16 protein-coding genes and 1 tRNA gene are annotated in these 14,929 nt (G+C 62.5%); 5 read left to right on the top strand and 12 right to left on the bottom strand.

Annotated elements, in window-relative coordinates:
* Positions 1–99: 99 nt before the first annotated feature.
* Both CLV85_RS04470 and CLV85_RS04465 read right to left on the bottom strand, forming a co-directional pair.
* The gene (locus tag CLV85_RS04470) at positions 100–696 is read right to left on the bottom strand and encodes a LytR C-terminal domain-containing protein (RefSeq protein WP_100388380.1); all 597 of its coding nucleotides are present in this window, start codon (positions 694–696) and stop codon (positions 100–102) included.
* Between the two features lie 3 nt (positions 697–699).
* Complete coding sequence (locus tag CLV85_RS04465; protein ID WP_100388379.1) at positions 700–996, bottom strand: DUF3263 domain-containing protein; 297 nt, start codon at positions 994–996, stop codon at positions 700–702.
* Between the two features lie 134 nt (positions 997–1,130).
* Between CLV85_RS04465 and CLV85_RS04460 the strand changes: the two genes are divergently transcribed.
* Positions 1,131–2,237: a heme/hemin ABC transporter substrate-binding protein gene (locus tag CLV85_RS04460; RefSeq protein ID WP_100388378.1), complete on the top strand. Its 1,107-nt coding sequence runs from the start codon at positions 1,131–1,133 to the stop codon at positions 2,235–2,237.
* Positions 2,238–2,244: 7 nt separating this feature from the next.
* Here the strand turns inward: CLV85_RS04460 and CLV85_RS04455 are convergent, their stop codons facing one another.
* Positions 2,245–3,138, bottom strand: a complete 894-nt coding sequence (locus CLV85_RS04455) for an HtaA domain-containing protein (protein ID WP_100388377.1) — start codon at positions 3,136–3,138, stop codon at positions 2,245–2,247.
* A complete protein-coding gene (locus CLV85_RS04450) occupies positions 3,138–3,596 on the bottom strand; it encodes a GNAT family N-acetyltransferase (RefSeq protein ID WP_229820319.1) in 459 nt (152 codons plus the stop codon). Before CLV85_RS04450 ends, CLV85_RS04455 begins: the two co-directional genes overlap by 1 nt.
* A 54-nt stretch (positions 3,597–3,650) precedes the next feature.
* Between CLV85_RS04450 and msrB the strand changes: the two genes are divergently transcribed.
* A complete protein-coding gene (gene msrB, locus CLV85_RS04445; RefSeq protein ID WP_100388375.1) occupies positions 3,651–4,049 on the top strand; it encodes a peptide-methionine (R)-S-oxide reductase MsrB in 399 nt (132 codons plus the stop codon).
* A gap of 13 nt (positions 4,050–4,062) precedes the next feature.
* Here the strand turns inward: msrB and CLV85_RS04440 are convergent, their stop codons facing one another.
* Complete coding sequence (locus CLV85_RS04440; RefSeq protein ID WP_100389263.1) at positions 4,063–5,034, bottom strand: DMT family transporter; 972 nt, start codon at positions 5,032–5,034, stop codon at positions 4,063–4,065.
* A 36-nt stretch (positions 5,035–5,070) separates the two neighbouring features.
* Between CLV85_RS04440 and CLV85_RS04435 the strand changes: the two genes are divergently transcribed.
* Positions 5,071–5,144, top strand: a tRNA-Thr gene (locus tag CLV85_RS04435).
* A 297-nt stretch (positions 5,145–5,441) separates the two neighbouring features.
* Positions 5,442–6,557, top strand: coding sequence for a succinyldiaminopimelate transaminase (gene dapC, locus CLV85_RS04430; RefSeq protein ID WP_100388374.1), 1,116 nt, complete (start codon positions 5,442–5,444; stop codon positions 6,555–6,557).
* Between the two features lie 19 nt (positions 6,558–6,576).
* Here the strand turns inward: dapC and CLV85_RS04425 are convergent, their stop codons facing one another.
* Together CLV85_RS04425 and CLV85_RS04420 are read right to left on the bottom strand one after the other, a co-directional pair.
* On the bottom strand, positions 6,577–7,617 hold the full coding sequence (locus CLV85_RS04425; protein WP_100388373.1) for a zinc-binding dehydrogenase: 1,041 nt from the start codon (positions 7,615–7,617) through the stop codon (positions 6,577–6,579).
* A 177-nt stretch (positions 7,618–7,794) separates the two neighbouring features.
* Entirely contained in the window at positions 7,795–8,835 is a 1,041-nt protein-coding gene (locus tag CLV85_RS04420; protein WP_100388372.1) for an alcohol dehydrogenase catalytic domain-containing protein, read from the bottom strand.
* Positions 8,836–8,954: 119 nt separating this feature from the next.
* Between CLV85_RS04420 and CLV85_RS04415 the strand changes: the two genes are divergently transcribed.
* Complete coding sequence (locus tag CLV85_RS04415) at positions 8,955–9,554, top strand: YdeI/OmpD-associated family protein (RefSeq protein WP_100389262.1); 600 nt, start codon at positions 8,955–8,957, stop codon at positions 9,552–9,554.
* A gap of 28 nt (positions 9,555–9,582) precedes the next feature.
* On the opposite strand, the gene CLV85_RS04410 is transcribed toward CLV85_RS04415, so the two are convergent.
* The 5 genes from CLV85_RS04410 to CLV85_RS04390 all read right to left on the bottom strand — a co-directional run bounded on the left by CLV85_RS04410 (position 9,583) and on the right by CLV85_RS04390 (position 14,924).
* Positions 9,583–10,842, bottom strand: a complete 1,260-nt coding sequence (locus CLV85_RS04410; protein ID WP_100388371.1) for an RNA polymerase sigma factor — start codon at positions 10,840–10,842, stop codon at positions 9,583–9,585.
* Between the two features lies 1 nt (position 10,843).
* Positions 10,844–11,191: a YciI family protein gene (locus CLV85_RS04405; RefSeq protein ID WP_100388370.1), complete on the bottom strand. Its 348-nt coding sequence runs from the start codon at positions 11,189–11,191 to the stop codon at positions 10,844–10,846.
* Positions 11,192–11,379: 188 nt separating this feature from the next.
* Positions 11,380–12,810 (bottom strand): sulfatase family protein, encoded by a 1,431-nt coding sequence (locus CLV85_RS04400; RefSeq protein ID WP_100388369.1) that lies wholly within the window; start codon positions 12,808–12,810, stop codon positions 11,380–11,382.
* 30 nt (positions 12,811–12,840) lie between these two features.
* On the bottom strand, positions 12,841–13,905 hold the full coding sequence (locus tag CLV85_RS04395; RefSeq protein WP_100388368.1) for a Gfo/Idh/MocA family protein: 1,065 nt from the start codon (positions 13,903–13,905) through the stop codon (positions 12,841–12,843).
* Positions 13,902–14,924 (bottom strand): ABC transporter substrate-binding protein, encoded by a 1,023-nt coding sequence (locus tag CLV85_RS04390; protein ID WP_157847473.1) that lies wholly within the window; start codon positions 14,922–14,924, stop codon positions 13,902–13,904. The genes CLV85_RS04395 and CLV85_RS04390 overlap by 4 nt, the downstream gene beginning before the upstream one ends.
* Positions 14,925–14,929: the final 5 nt, after the last annotated feature.

Raw genomic sequence — 14,929 nt, 5'->3', positions numbered from 1 at the left:
GCTTTCAGCGCGGTGCAGGGTTCCGAAAACAGCCCCGGTTTTGCACAGCAGGACCGGCGCGGTCCGGAGCGGTCCGGCGCGGTCCGGAGCGAGCGGGCGTTATTCCGTGGGCTCTTCTGTGGCTTCGGCTGCCGGTGCGAGGTAGTCGGTGCCGATGACGATGGTGATTTCGGCGCCGGGGAAGACATCAGCTTCGACGAGGCGGATTTCTCCGCGACCGAGGGCGATGGCGAGCCCCGCCGCTACGTCTTCGTCGGCTTCGTTGCTGTAGTAAATGTAGGTGTCTTCGATGTCCCGGGCGGAGGCGGGGGCGGCGCTGCCGGTGGGCCAGCCTGCGGCGGTGAGGTCGTCGAAGATGGTGGTTTGGAGTCCACTTTCGGGGGTTCCATTGAGCACGTCAATGGTGATGCCGCGGGCGGCATCGAGGGTTGACGGGTCGGTGAGAGGCTCGACGGTTGCCGTCGGCTCGGGTGTGACGACGGGTTCTTCTGGGCTGGCGAAGAATGGCAGGCCGAGGTCGTCATCGAGGTATTGGCTCAGGGCGAAGAGACCCCCGAAGACGAGAACGCCGGTAGCGAGCAGTGCCCAGGCGAAGCCGATCCAGCCACGACCACGGCGCTTGGGGCCGCGGTGGGCTCCGATGCGCTCGACGTCGTCGGGCAGTTCGTCGAATCGATCTTTCGGGTAACTCGCCATTGCTTAGTCTGTCAATTCTTCGTCATGGAGGCTGGTGGTGGTTCGCACGGTTCGGGTGCGGTTGTCACGGGTGCGGCGCAGTCGCGAGACCAGCATGGGGTCATAGCGGACGGCTGCAGGGGTGTCGATTACCGCGTTGAGCATTTGATAATAGCGCGCACTGGAGACTCGAAACTGGGAGCTAATGGCCTCTTCTTTTGCGCCGACGTGGCGGGTCCATTCGCGTTCAAAGTCGAGGATGGTCTTGTCGCGTTCGGACAGACCAGTAGCGGGGTGCGATGCGCTTTCGTTTTCTGACACGGCTGAACCTCCCCTGTGCAGGTAAGCCTAGGGCGTGGGCCCGGTGGCTTTGCCGAGCGACTCGGCTTGAGAGCCCATTTGGGGCTGGTCGAGGTTAGGATTGCCTTAGTACCCGTTTTCTCCGATTGGTTTCTATGCGCATCCGACTCCTCACTGCTGTTGTGGTGTTGTCTGGCGTTGCTTTTGGAGCTAGTGGATGCTCGGCAACTACGGTTGCGGAGGCTCCAGCGGTCACGGTTACCGCCGACCTGACCTCTCCCCTTACTGCGTTGTCGGTGTTGGGCGACGCGAAGGACTACAGCGGGTTGGTGCAGGCGGCGCTGCCGACATCCGGCATTTCTGCTCCGGAGACCGCTCCCCCACAGTCGTTACCGGTAACGGTTACCTCGCACGATTTGAGCGGCGATGTTCCTGTGACGGTGTCGTCGACGGATCGCGTTATCGCGATGGACATCTCGGGGTCGATTGCGGCAACGATCGCGGGGCTTGGCCTGGTTGATTCGCTCGTGGCGCGGGATATTTCGACGACGTTTGATGAGGCATCCGAGTTGCCGGTGATTACGTCGAATGCGCACACGGTAAACAGCGAGGCGATCCTGGCTCTGCGGCCCGACCTGGTACTGACCGATGGCTCGATCGGCCCGATTGATGTGGTCGTGCAGTTGCGTGATGCGGGGATCCCCGTGGTTTTTGTGGAGACCGAACCATCAGTCGAGGGTGTCGCTGAGCTGGCTCGCCAAACAGCGGCCGCGCTCGGCACTCCCGCCGCCGGCGAAGAGCTGGGCGCGCAGTTGAGTGCGGAGATCGAAGCGAAGATCGCCGAAATCGCCGAGATCGTTCCTGCCGGCGATCGCTTGCGGATGATGTTCCTCTACTTGAGAGGCACCTCGGGCGTGTACTACCTCTTCGGGCAGGAGTCGGGCTCTGATGTGCTGATCAACGCGCTGGGTGGCGTGGATGTCGCGGCCGAAATTGGCCTCGAAGGAATGCGGCCCATGACGGACGAGGCCATGGTCGCGGCGAACCCCGACCTCATTCTGGTGATGACCGGCGGTCTCGATAGCGTCGGTGGCGTGAGCGGCTTGCTCGAAGCTCGCCCCGCCGTGGCTCTCACCGAAGCCGGCATCAATCAACGTTTTGTCGAGATGGATGACGGCGAAATATTGAGCTTCGGCCCCCGCACCGTCACGGTGCTGGATGCACTCGCGCGTGCAATCTACGCGCCAACCTCGGGTTCCTAGGCCTCGCCTAGCTATCGCTGCTGTCGGGCTGCGCTGCACTGTCAGGCTTCGTTGAGCTGTCGGGCGAGTCTGCGGCGTTGCCAGCCTTAGCGCCCCGTGCGCGTGCGGTTCCGCGACGTCGGCTGACGTAGAACACGACTCCGATGCCCCAGACCAGCGCGATAACCGAGGCCATCACAACGAGGTTGCGGGCCAGCACAGGGTCGCGCAGGCGAGGTTCGGGCATGCACTCGGGCGTCGCACTGAAGCTCACCATGATGGGGTCAAACTGGGAATCGGGCGGGTACGTTCCGAAAGCTTCCGACCCGGCCTCGGTGAGAGTGACGGGGGCGTCTGCGAGCAGCGCGGTGCCGTCTTCGACAGTGATGCCTGAGACATCAATGGTCGCAAAGTCGACGTTCTGGGCATCCACAGGAACACCTTCTTGAGTGGTTCCCGACACGTCAAAGACGAGGGTTGCTGTCTTGCTGGCGTCGAAAACGATCTCGAGGCCGCTGAGGGTGGTATCGAGGATGCCGTCGTGCCCCATGAAGCGCAGCGTTCCGTCGAACGCGATGGTGCCTTCACCCGCGTCGAGCTGGCCGGAGCCTGCCGTCCAGCCGAAGTTGGGGGTGTCGTAGGTGGCACCGTCGCTCACCGCCCATTCACCATTGGCGATCGTGCCGCTGATGTACGACCGAAGCGACTCTTTGACGCCCCACGTGATCGCGGCATCCGTCACGTCGCAGACGTCGGAATCGGCAGCGACGGTTACGTTCGCGGGGGCAGCGTCAGCTTGCAGGAGGCTCGCGCCCGCGGCATCCGGAACTGCAGCATTGCTTGTCATCGGAGTGAGCGCGATGGCAACCGCGGTGATAATGAGCGCGGCGGGGCCGAGCAAACAGACGTTAAGTCGACGCATTACTGTACGGGGCGGTACATCGACTGGTGCATGATGGTGGCCTCTTCGTAGAGCTCACCGAAGGCTTCGAAACCGAACTTGGCGTACAGCGGCACAATGTATTCCTGCGCGTGGAGCAACATCGCCTGATCGCTGTAATCGTTGATGATGCGTTTCATGATGATCTGCGCAAGACCTTCTCCGCGGCGATCTTCGCGAACCACCACGCGACCGATCACGCAGTGGCCATCACGGTATTCGGCGGTTTCGTTGTGTAGAACGCGGATGTAGGCGGCGACTCCGAGGTCGTCGGTAATCCAGTAATGCCGCGTGGTGTCTTCTTGATCGCGGTCGTCGAGTTCAGTCTCGTCGACTTTTTGCTCAACAAAAAATACGTCTGTGCGCAGTTTCATGATCGAGTAGAGCTCGGTTGTTGTTAATTCGCCCCAAGACTTGGCGATCACGGAATCATTAGACACAACCACGAGTTTAATGTACTGAGCAGCGAGAGCTGGCAACTTAAGGAGACCACTATGACGTACAAGGTGACTAAGACCGAAGAGCAGTGGCGCGAAGAGCTCGGAATCAAGTATTCGGTGCTCCGCGAGGCTGGCACCGACCGCCCGTGGTCTGGCGCTCTTCTCGACGAGAAGCGTGCCGGCACTTACCGCTGTGGCGCCTGCAGCGCTGAGCTCTTCAAGAGCGACACCAAATTCGATTCTGGTTCGGGATGGCCCAGCTTCTACGAAGCCATCAACCCGGATGCTGTTGAGCTGCGCGAAGACCGTTCACTCGGCATGGTTCGCACCGAAGTGGTGTGCGCCACCTGTGGTTCGCACCTCGGGCACCTCTTCGATGACGCCCACCAGACTCCGACCGGAGACCGTTTCTGCTTAAACTCTTCGTCGTTGGAATTCGACGAGCAGGACTAGTTCGACGGCAGCGCTATTTCGGCTGCAGAGTCTTAGGCGGTCGCTGACTCGAAAGTGACGCGATCGCCACGGCGATGAGGGTGAGCACCACACCGATCACGGTGGTCGGTGCCACCCCATCGCTGTCTGTGGGCAAGAAAATCTCGAGTGCGAGCGCACCGATCAGCTGACCCGCAATCGATCCGAGCGCAAAAAACAGCACTCCCGTGATCGGCACGAGAACGGCGGCGACCGCGATAAAGATGACACCGATCGCTCCCCCGACGTACAGCGTCGGGTCGGTGGGGAAGTCGTGTTGCCAGCCACCGGCGAAACCGTAGGAGATCGCCGCGATTGCCAGCACCGTCGTGCCGACGACGAAATTGACGTAGGTGGCCGTGAGGGGCGAACGCGTCACGTGGCGTACGTGACCGTTGATGGCCTGCTGCCACCCGATCCCGAATCCGGCGGTGAGAGGCAAGAACACGAGCAAGAACGGTCCGTCGAGGCGCAAATCAGCCAGGCCAGAAAAAATTACGGCCCCCACTGCGAGGGCGGATGCCGCCACCCGCAATACCGTGACCGGTCGCTTCTGGAGGCTGCCGATACCCACCCGGTCGATCACGGCGGAGCTGATGGTTTGGCTCGCGACGACCGCCACGGTGAAGAGAGCGACGCCGAGAGCGGTAGCTGCCAGGCCCTGGGTCAGAACGAAGAATGCACCGAAGGCTCCCCCGCTGAGGTACCACCAGGGCAGTCGTTTACTGGCCACTTCGGTGCGGAGCGTTCGAAATCCAGCACGCGCGGTGGGCACAAACGGCACGATGAGCGTGAGGATGACGAGGCCCGAGCCAAAAGAAATGAACGCCGCGAGTGTGGAGTCGTGAAGCTCAACAGCGAGCTCGCCGTTGATGCGACTTTGGGCTGCGACGAGACCGCCAGCGACGATTGCGGCGAAGATTCCGGCGAGCGCGCGACGGCGACTTCGAGGACTGGTTGGGAGCATAGGGCTAGTCATGTCTAAAATAGGGCGTTGGCCCAAGCCTCCTTAGCTCAGCTGGCTAGAGCACCGCTCTTGTAAAGCGGGGGTCGTCGGTTCGAATCCGACAGGAGGCCCAGCAAAGAATGTCGAAGGCCGTCGGGGTTGTTTTAACCCTAGCGGCCTTCGACATCGCTGTTTAACCAGAGGGCGTCGGCGGGGCGCCGCGCGGGGCGCCGCGCGTCGGCTACGGCTGGTCAATGATCACGCTCACTGCAGTGCTCACGACACTCAGGAGTGCCCACGTTCATAAGATTCATAGAAATCGTTGATTCCATTGGTGCTATGGATGCCTTCTCTCACCACGCCGGAGCCCGATCGCCCCTTCCCCGGGCGGTATCGATTCTCTCGATTCGACGCTCCGGAGTTGTCGCATGAGCGCCTCCGTGTCGTCTCCGACTCCTGCGGCTCCTTCGGCGAAGGACATTTCGGCGGAACTCCGCCGTCGCGCCCTCGCCCATCCGGGTGGCTTTGCCGACCTCGCCACTGCATCCCCCGTTGATCCGACTCCGCAAGTCTTCATCGATGCGCTAGCAGCAGCGGGCGGCGCTCCCGGGTATCCCTTGACCATTGGAGTCGTCGAACTGCGTGACGCGATGGTGAACTGGTTCGATCGCGTGCGCGGCGTCACCCTCACTCGGGGCGGAGTGCTTCCCACAATCGGGTCTAAAGAGCTCTTGGGTTTGCTGCCATTCCTGCTCGGACTGAGCGCCGGCGACGTCGTGGTCCGGCCCGCGCTGGCCTATCCTGCCTACGAAGCCGGGGCGCTGGCTGTGGGCGCCGACGTCGTAGCTGAGGACGATCCCGCCAAGTGGCCTGAGGCAACCAAGCTCATTTGGCTGAACTCTCCTCGCAACCCCGACGGCCAGACTTTGACCGTTGAGGAGTTGCGTCGCGCCGTCGAACGAGCTCGTGAACTGGGCGCTGTGATCGTCGGCGACGAATGCTACGCCGTGTTGAATGAGGTCGACGGGCAGTTGATCCCCTCCATCTTGGACTCGCGAGTGATCGGCGACGACACGAGTAACGTCCTCGCCTCCTATTCAGTCAGCAAGCAGTCGAACATGGCCGGATACCGTGCCGGCATGGTGGCCGGAGATGAGCAGCTGATCGCAAAAATCGCCGCCCGTCGCCGCGACTTGGGACTCATTGTTCCGGCACCCGTTCAGTTGGTGCTCAGCGCAGTCCTTTCCGACGACGAGCATGTGGTCGAACAGCGCGCCCTCTACACGGCCCGACTCGAGCGTCTCCGCTCCGCCGTCGAGGCTGCCGGCTTCACGATTCACGGGTCGGAGAGCGGCCTCTATCTGTGGGCCACACTCGGTGAAAATGGCGTAGACACCGCCATGGAGCTCGCCGACATCGGCGTTCTCGTCTCCCCCGGTGAGTTTTATGGTCCGAGCGGCACCCAATTCGTGCGGTTTGCCGTGACGGTTCGCGACGAGTACCTCGACCAGGCGATTAGCTCGCTACGGTCGTGGTCTCGCTAGGGAGAAACCTTCTCGGGCCTTAGAAGGCGATCATCACCTTAAGGCTTTCGCGGGAGTCCATGGCGCTGTAGCCCTGAGCTGCTTCGTCGATGCCGATGACGCGATCAAAGACGCGACCCGGCGCGATCGAGCCGTCGAGCACATCCTTGAGCGCGGATTCGATATAGGCGCGCACGGGCGCGGGCCCGCCGGTAAGAGTGATGTTGCGGCTGAAGAGTGAACCCCAGCCGATGGGAGCCTCCGAATACTGCGGAACACCAACGCGCGAAATGGTGCCGCCCACTCGGACCGCCCCCAGTGCTTGCTGGTACGCCGGGAAATGACCAACCGCTTCGACGACAACGTGACTACCCTCGCCGCGGGTGAGTTCGCGCACCCGCGCGACTCCCTCTTCTCCGCGCTCAGCGACGACCTCGTCTGCCCCAAACTCACGACCGAGATCGGTGCGCGACTGATGCCGCCCCATGAGGATGACCCGCTCGGCACCGAGCCGCTTTGACGCCAGCACGGCCGACAGGCCTACCGCGCCGTCGCCGATGACTGTCACGGTCTTGCCCGCACCAACTCGTCCCATGTGCGCGGCGTGATAGCCCGTGAGGTAGACATCGGAGAGGGCGAGGAGCGACGGGAGCAATTCACTGTTCTCGTCGACGCCCGGTACCGCTACGAGGCTTCCGTCAGCCTGCGGCACTCGGGCGTATTCGGCTTGGAAGCCGCCGACTTCGGGCTTGTTGTAAAAGCCGCCATGGAGGCAGGAGGTGTGGAATCCCTCTTGGCAAAAGACGCAGGTGTTGTCTTGGTACGTGAACGTGGCGACGACGAGGTCCCCTCGCTTCACGGTAGAAACCTCGGAGCCGATTTCTTCGACTACGCCGACCATCTCGTGGCCCATCGGAGCACCGACCGGCCCTGGCTTACGCGTGTGAAACGGGTGCAGGTCTGAGCCGCACACACAGGCGCGAACTACTCGAACAATGGCATCCGTTTTCTGCTGGATAACCGGGTCCGCTACCGTTTCCACTCGCACGTCGCCCGCGCCGTAGAGAAATGTTGCCTTCATAGGGTTACCTCGCAATATGAGCCTGCGGCTGAGGTCGCTCTTCACTGGGATCCGTGAACGCGCGACCAGCTGACGACACCACATTACACGGGGCAATACTTGATTTATGGCAGGGCATCCGCGTCGTCGGTTGGCGGAATTTAGCCCTCCCCGAACCAGTGGGATGCCGCGCGACGGCTACGTCGGGTCGACCATCACCTTGAGAGCGGTGCGCTCGTCCATCGCGGTGTAGCCGTCGGGGGTCTGCTCGAGTTTCACGGTCTGGTCGAAGACGAGGCCGGGGTTTACGGTTCCGTCGAGCACGGCGGGCAGTAGTTGCTCGATGTACGCGCGAGCGGGAGCCACACCGCCGACGAGGCCGACGTTCTTTCCGAAGAGACTGCCGCGGCCGACCGGGGCATTCTCGTACTGCGGAACGCCAACGCGGCTGATCACTCCGCCAGCACGAACAACGCCGAGGGCCTGCTCGTAGGCGGGCATGAAGCCGACCGCTTCGAGAACCGCGTGGCTTCCGGAGCCGCCGGTGAGTTCGCGCACCAGGGCGATGCCTTCTTCGCCTCGCTCGGCGACGACATCCGTGGCTCCAAAGTGGATGCCAAGGTCGGTACGCGCCTTGTGGCGGCCCATGAGAATGATGCGCTCGGCACCCATCTGTTTGGCGGAGAGCACAGCGAGGAGGCCGACAGCGCCATCACCGATGACGGTAACGGTCTGGCCGGGAGCAATGCGAGCCTTGTAAGCCGCGTGCCAACCGGTGGCGTAGACATCAGAAAGCGTGAGGAGGCCGGCGTACTGCGACTCGTCGACGGTGCCGGGAACCTTCACGAGGGTGCCGTCGGCGAAGGGCACGCGCACAGCTTCAGCCTGGCCGCCGGTGATTCCACCATTGCCCCAGTACCCACCGTGGATGCACGAGGTCTGGAGCCCTTCGAGGCAGAACTCGCAAGTGCCGTCGGAGTACGCGAAGGGTGCGATGACGAAGTCGCCGACTTTGAGTGTGGCAACATCCTTGCCGAGCTCCTCGACGACGCCGATGAATTCGTGACCGATGGGGCGAGCATCCGCATCCGCCGGCATGGAATGGAAGGGGTGCAGATCGCTGCCACACACGCAGGCGCGGGTAATGCGAACGACCGCGTCAGTGCTCTCGATGAGCTTCGGGTCAGGGGCAGTGATGACGCGGACATCGCCGGCGCCGTAAATGTAAGTAGCTCGCATGACCCTATTCAACGCCTGCGCGACCCCGAGTGACGAATCAGTCTTCGTTCAGCGAGCAGGGGTAGTCGTCAGTGGATGGTGCGATGCTTGAGGGCGACACACTCAGGGAGGACTTCACCGTGGCCAGCTTCGCCGACAAACCCATCCTCGACGTCAACATCGCCGAGTGGACGGACTACCTCGAGAACGAGCCGTCGCCCGACGGCGTGCGCCTCAAGCTCCGCAAGAAACTATCGAAGGCCCCCGGCATCACCTGGAGCGAGGCGCTCGACGTTGCCCTGTGCTTCGGATGGATCGACGGCCAGATGGCACGCCTCGACGACGACTACACGCTGCAAGCGTTCACCCCGCGCCGCAAAAACAGCCCGTGGTCTCAAGTGAATCGCGACCATGTTGCGCGGCTCATCGAGGAGGGCCAGATGCGGCCAGGCGGCCTCGCCGAGGTCGAGCGCGCCAAGGCCGACGGTCGCTGGGATGCCGCGTACAGCCAGAAGAACATGACGACTCCCCCAGACCTGCAGGCCGCCCTCGACGCGGACCCGGTCTCGGCAGAGTTTCACGCCAGCCTCACCAAGAGTGAGCGCTTTCAGATCTATGCGCGGCTCACCGGGATCAAAACACCAACAGTGCGCGCCGCCCGCATCCGGGACATCGTCGAGAAGGGTGCGATCGGCGAGCACCACTACGCGCAGCCCAAGCCTCCGGCGAAACGGCCGTAGCAGCAGGGCGAGTGGGACTCCGGCGGAATTACTCGCGCAGCTGCGCGATACGCCGATCGAGATGCTGCTGCTCGGCGGCATTCGTGGCCAGTTCGCGCGCTCGGGCGAAGGCTTTCGCCGCGGCATCCGCATCGCCCGCACGTAACAACAGCTCGGCACGAGTAGCCCAATACAGGTGATAGTTCTCGAGGCCGGTGATTTCGGCAAGCAAGCGCAGCCCCGCGTCAGGGCCGTCGGCCATTGACACCGCGACGGCACGATTGAGTGCCACCACGGGCGATCCACCCGTCATGGCCAGCAGCACGGCATAGGCGGATGCGATGGCCGGCCAGTCGGTGTCAGCAGCAGTGCGCGCGGTGGCATGGTGGCGCGCAATGACCGCTTGGGTCTGGAACGGCCCCGGCTGTCGGCGCGCGAGCGCACTGTGCAGGAGCCCGTTCGTTTGCTCGATGAGCTCGCCGTCCCAACGGGTGCGATCTTGGTGCTCGAGAAGAACCAGTTCGTCGCCGCGAAAACGCGTGCCGTGGCGGGCGCGAGCGTAGAGCTCCAGCGCTAATAGGCCTTCGACTTCAGCGTTGCCGGGGAGCAGCTCGCGCGCGGTGATCGTGAGGCGAATCGCTTCCTCAACGAGGTCGATGCGGGCGCCGGTCGCGCTCCCCCTTGAGAGATAGCCTTCGTTGAAAATGAGGTACACCACGGTGAGCAGGGCATCCACTCGCAACGTGAGGTCTTCCGGGATGCTGAGCGGGATGCCCGCATCACGAATCTTGCGCTTGGCCCGCACGATCCGCTGCGCAAGCGTCTGTTCGGGCAGCAAAAATGCGGCCGCAATCTCCGCTGTGGTGAGGCCGCCGACGAGCCGGAGGGTCAGCGCCACTTGGGTGTCTCGATTCAGTGCCGGGTGACAACAGAGCAGCAGCAGCCGCAGGTGTTCGTCGCCCGAATAGTGAGCATCGTCAATCAATTCGGGCACCTCCTCATCGTTGCCGCCGGGGCCATAGCCATCGCTGTTGTGCTCGGCGACCGACAGAAGATCAGGGGCTGAGCGCGCGAGACGTCGCGCGGCCGCAGCATCGCGCCGCACCCGGTCGACCGCGCGATTGCGCGCCACCGTATAGAGCCAGGCTGCGGGGTTGTCAGGCACTACGGCCCAGTTCAGAGCCTCAACCAGCGCATCCTGCACCGCATCATCGGCAACGTCGAGGCCAAAGCGGTGCGTGAGAAGAGCGAGCACATGCCCACTCTCCTCACGCGCCAGGCGGGTGACCGCCTCTGAGTTATCCGGCACGCTACGAGGGCACCACCGGGCGAACCTCGAGCGAGCCGGCCGGAATCGGAACCTCCGCAGCAAGCGCAAGTGCCTCATCCAGATCTTTGGCTTCCACAATGTAGAAGCCGCCGAAGTGCTCTTTGGTTTCAGCGAACGGTCCATCGACGATCGTGTCGCCGGCGCCATACGCCCGACGAATCGTGGTCGCGGTCTCGACGCCCTGGAGCTGATCGGCAGCAACATAGTGGCCGCCATCGATGAGCTTCTGGTTGTAGGCCATCCACGGCGCCATCATCTCGTCGAAGGCGTCCGTGCCCGGTTCTGGGCCATCGAAAGGTTCAGAATGAATCAGGATCATGTACTGCATGTTGTTTCCCTAGCCGATCTGTGAAGTGTGGCCGAAGAGGCCGATGACAACGGACATGACGATGAGAACTGCGAGTACTCCACGATAATCATGTCCTTTCGGGGCCGGGGATTTCCCTGCCCTTCACTGACATGACGCAGCGCACGTGCCGAATCGACACGTGCGCTGCAAAAAACTTCAGAAAAGTTTTAGACCCCGACGGGCTTCGGCTGGCTGGGGTGCGGTTCGTCTTTGAACGATGCTTGCGCCTTCCACATTTTGACCTTCATGTCGGCTTCAACTTCGGCGTATTCCGGTGTTCCGTAGACGTTGTTGAGTTCGTCGGGGTCGGTTTCGAGGTCGTAGAGCTCCCACTCGGAGGGGTAGGAGAATGGCCCGGTTCCGGGCACTCCTAGTCCGTCGTTGTAGAAGAAGATCAGCTTGTAGCGGTCGGTGCGGTAGCCGTAATGGGCGGGCGCGCGATGGAAGACATCGTCGTTCTCCCAGTAGCGGTAGTACATTCCCTCGGCGGGTTCGACATCCGGGGTTTCAATGAGGTCGGGCCAGAGGCTGCGGCCCTGCATGCGCGGGTGGTGCTCCACGCCCGCCGCATCGAGGATGGTCTGCGCGAGGTCAACGTTGGTCACGATGCCCTCGTAGGACTTGCCGGCAGCCAACTGCGCTGGATAGCTGAGCACGAACGGCATCCGCAGCGATTCTTCGTACATGAAGCGCTTGTCGAACCAGCCGTGGTCGCCCAAGAAGAAGCCCTGATCTGAGCTGTACATCAGCAGGGTGTCGTCGAAGTCGCCGCGCTCTTTGAGCCAGTCGGTGACGCGGCCAACGTTGTCGTCGACCGAGGCGACACACGCGAGGTAGTCCTCCATGAAGCGCTGGTACTTCCACAGAGCGAGTTCGTCGTAGCTGAGTCCCTCGGGCGGTGTCTGCTTGAGGTCGTCTTCGTTGAGATTCTCGGCGATGCGCATCGCGGCCCGACGAGCGGACGATGTGCGCGTCTCGTAGTCGTCGGTGAAGGTCGCGGGCACCGGGATCGGGTCGGAGTACATGCCGGCGTGCTTCTCGTCGGGCTCCCATGGGCGGTGCGGCGCCTTGTGGTAAATCAGCACGCACCACGGGTCGTCGCCTTCAAGCTCGTCAACCCATTTGAGCGAAAGGTCGGTGATCACGTCGGTGGCGTAGCCGGGAACGGTGCGCAGCCCATCCGGGTTCAAGAATTTCGGGTCGAAGTATTCGCCCTGCTCAATGAGCACATCCCAATAGTCGAAGTTCTGGGGGTCAGCTTCTCCACCATCACCCATATGCCACTTGCCGACTATGGCGGTGCGGTAGCCCGCGTCTTTCAGCTGAGACACGAAGGTCGGCTGGCTGGCATCGATCGGCGTCACGAGCGTACTGACACCGTTGATGTGACTATATGTCCCCGTGAGAATGGATGCCCGACTCGGCGAACAGAGCGAGTTGGTCGCGAAGCAGTTGTCGAGCTTCCAGCCCAACTGCGCGATCTCGTCGATGCGCGGAGTCTGGTTCACTACCGACCCATACGCACCGATGGCGTGCGAGGCGTGATCATCGGTGAGGATCATCACAATGTTGGGGCGGCGCTTAGCGTTCTCAGTCATAGTTGTTCTTTCGTCGTTCAGGGTGCCGCTTTAGACCGCGGACATGTCGATCGGAACCCAGGTTCCGGACTCCATGGAGCGGTAGGCGGCATCAATGATTGCGTTGTCTATGTAGCCATCAACAAAGGTTTGGCGGGGCTCGACGCCCGCGCGATAGCACTCCACGAAGTGGGTGAGTTCTCCGTGGTAGCCGTACACCCAGGGCTCGTCGGGCACCGGGGTGATCCAGCCTGTCGCGGCTCCGGCCTTTTCGACGACGTAGTCGGCGGGCTTTCCAGCGAAGGCACGGATGCCCGTCTCACCGGTCTCGTCGGTGCCGATCCAGCCCGCGGTGCCGTGAATCTCGTTGCGCACATCCAGCCCGGCGATGTGGCCCCAGCTCACTTCGACCTGAGCCATGCGGTCATCCTCGAAGCGGATGAGCGCCACAGCGGTGTCTTCGGTCTCGACGTCGTCGCGCGAGAGTCGTGCACCCCACGCGAAGACTTCTTTGGGAGCGGTGTCGTAGCCGATGAACCAGCGGCCGATGGCTACACAGTGGCAGCCGAGAGCGCGCAGTGGTCCGCCGCCAGAACGCGAAACATCGCGAGCATGCTTGTGCGGATGTCCGTGGGATTCCCGCGCTCGAACCGAGGTCACTCGGCCAACAGCGCCGGCATCCACGAGTTCTTTCGCTTTCACGAGGCCCGGAGCAAATACTTCGGTTTCGGCGTAGGCGTGCCAGACGCCGGCTTCGCGAACGAGGCGCAGGCATTCGGCAGCTTCCGCTGAGTTGCGGCCGAGCGGCTTGGTGCAAATGATGCCCTTGCCGGCGGCCGCTGCTGCGGTAACAACCGCAACGTGTTGGTCTTGAGGGAGCGCGACGATGACGATGTCGACATCGTCGCGCTCCACGAGTTCAGCGACGGTGGAGACAACAACCGGAATGCCGAAGCGTTCCGCAAATGCTGCCCCCGACTCCGCCGAGCGTGCCGCAACAACCGTTACGTCATGCCCGCGGATGCTGCCGAGTGCTCGAAGGTAGAAGTCGGCTACGAACCCGGCGCCCACGATCCCTAAGCGGACCGGAGCACCGGTCCCTAGCCGACCGGTCACTTGAGGTTGTCCTTGGCGGCGGCGAAGAGGTCGACGTTGATGAAGTCTTCCGGTGCGGAAGCTTCGTCGGTGGTCAGGCGACCAACCTCAACGAAGAGCTGCGTGAAAGCACCGAAGCGCTCAAACGTGGAACCGTCGGCGTTGTCGGCCAGAATCTGGTCAGACGTCCACCACTCGAGGCCATCGGCCTGGCTCTGCAGCTGGTCTGCGGGAGCACCCGAGAGCGCAGCGGAGAGAGCAACCGTGTCTTCGGTGTCAGAGATGCGGTAGTCGTTGGCCTGAATCCAGACCTCGAGGAAGCGCGTGAGGGCTTCACTCTTGTCAGCAGCGGCATCGTTCGAGGCAACCCAGGCTCCGAGGAACTCGGTCTCGGGGAAGTCGCGGTTGTTGGCGATGATCTCTGCGTCGGGAACCGACTCGAAGATCTGGTCGCTCAGCGGCGAGAAGATGGCAGCAACGTCGATCTGGCCAGCGACGAATGCCGAAACAACGCTCGGCGGGTCCAGCGGGATGCGCTCAATGTCAGCCTCGGTGAGACCAGCTTCTTCAAGGGCGAGGGCGAGAATCATTTCGCCCGATCCACCATCTGGAACACCAATCTTGAGTCCCTTGAGGTCAGCCATATCGGTAGCGCCCGACTCGGGAGAAGCGATGAGGTAGTCACCAAAGGTGCTCTCGTTGGGAGTGATAACTGTGCCCTGACCGGAAGCGGGCATCCACATGGCGCCACCACCGATGTAACCGACATCAAGCGATCCACTGGCCATGGCCTGAATCTGCGTGGGGCCATTGGTGAACGGAACGAGGTTGACGTCGAGGCCAGCTTCGGTCCAGAGGTCTTGATCGTTGGCGACGGCAATAATGCCTACGCCGTTGATGCTGGTGTCGATGTAGCCAACGTTGATGGCGATGAGGTCCTCGCCGCTGCTGTCAGTGCTGCCGGAGTCTGTCGTGCAACCGGTCAATGCGAGAGCAAATGTTGCGGCGACTGCTGCCGCGCCGAGCATTTTCTTCTTCATGGGGC

It is taken from the genome of Salinibacterium amurskyense (assembly GCF_002797685.1).
Taxonomy (GTDB): domain Bacteria; phylum Actinomycetota; class Actinomycetes; order Actinomycetales; family Microbacteriaceae; genus Rhodoglobus; species Rhodoglobus amurskyensis.
Note: the sequence above shows the minus strand (reverse complement) of the source record. Positions and strands in the feature narration are given on the sequence as shown.

What these genes read in the sequence shown, in the direction of transcription:
- CLV85_RS04470 (WP_100388380.1), bottom strand. Translation starts at nt 696, where the DNA reads ATGGCGAGTTACCCGAAAGATCGATTCGACGAACTGCCCGACGACGTC.
- CLV85_RS04460 (WP_100388378.1), top strand. Translation starts at nt 1,131, where the DNA reads ATGCGCATCCGACTCCTCACTGCTGTTGTGGTGTTGTCTGGCGTTGCT.
- CLV85_RS04455 (WP_100388377.1), bottom strand. Translation starts at nt 3,138, where the DNA reads ATGCGTCGACTTAACGTCTGTTTGCTCGGCCCCGCCGCGCTCATTATC.
- msrB (WP_100388375.1), top strand. Translation starts at nt 3,651, where the DNA reads ATGACGTACAAGGTGACTAAGACCGAAGAGCAGTGGCGCGAAGAGCTC.
- CLV85_RS04440 (WP_100389263.1), bottom strand. Translation starts at nt 5,034, where the DNA reads ATGCTCCCAACCAGTCCTCGAAGTCGCCGTCGCGCGCTCGCCGGAATC.
- dapC (WP_100388374.1), top strand. Translation starts at nt 5,442, where the DNA reads ATGAGCGCCTCCGTGTCGTCTCCGACTCCTGCGGCTCCTTCGGCGAAG.
- CLV85_RS04425 (WP_100388373.1), bottom strand. Translation starts at nt 7,617, where the DNA reads ATGAAGGCAACATTTCTCTACGGCGCGGGCGACGTGCGAGTGGAAACG.
- CLV85_RS04420 (WP_100388372.1), bottom strand. Translation starts at nt 8,835, where the DNA reads ATGCGAGCTACTTACATTTACGGCGCCGGCGATGTCCGCGTCATCACT.
- CLV85_RS04405 (WP_100388370.1), bottom strand. Translation starts at nt 11,191, where the DNA reads ATGCAGTACATGATCCTGATTCATTCTGAACCTTTCGATGGCCCAGAA.
- CLV85_RS04400 (WP_100388369.1), bottom strand. Translation starts at nt 12,810, where the DNA reads ATGACTGAGAACGCTAAGCGCCGCCCCAACATTGTGATGATCCTCACC.
- CLV85_RS04390 (WP_157847473.1), bottom strand. Translation starts at nt 14,924, where the DNA reads ATGAAGAAGAAAATGCTCGGCGCGGCAGCAGTCGCCGCAACATTTGCT.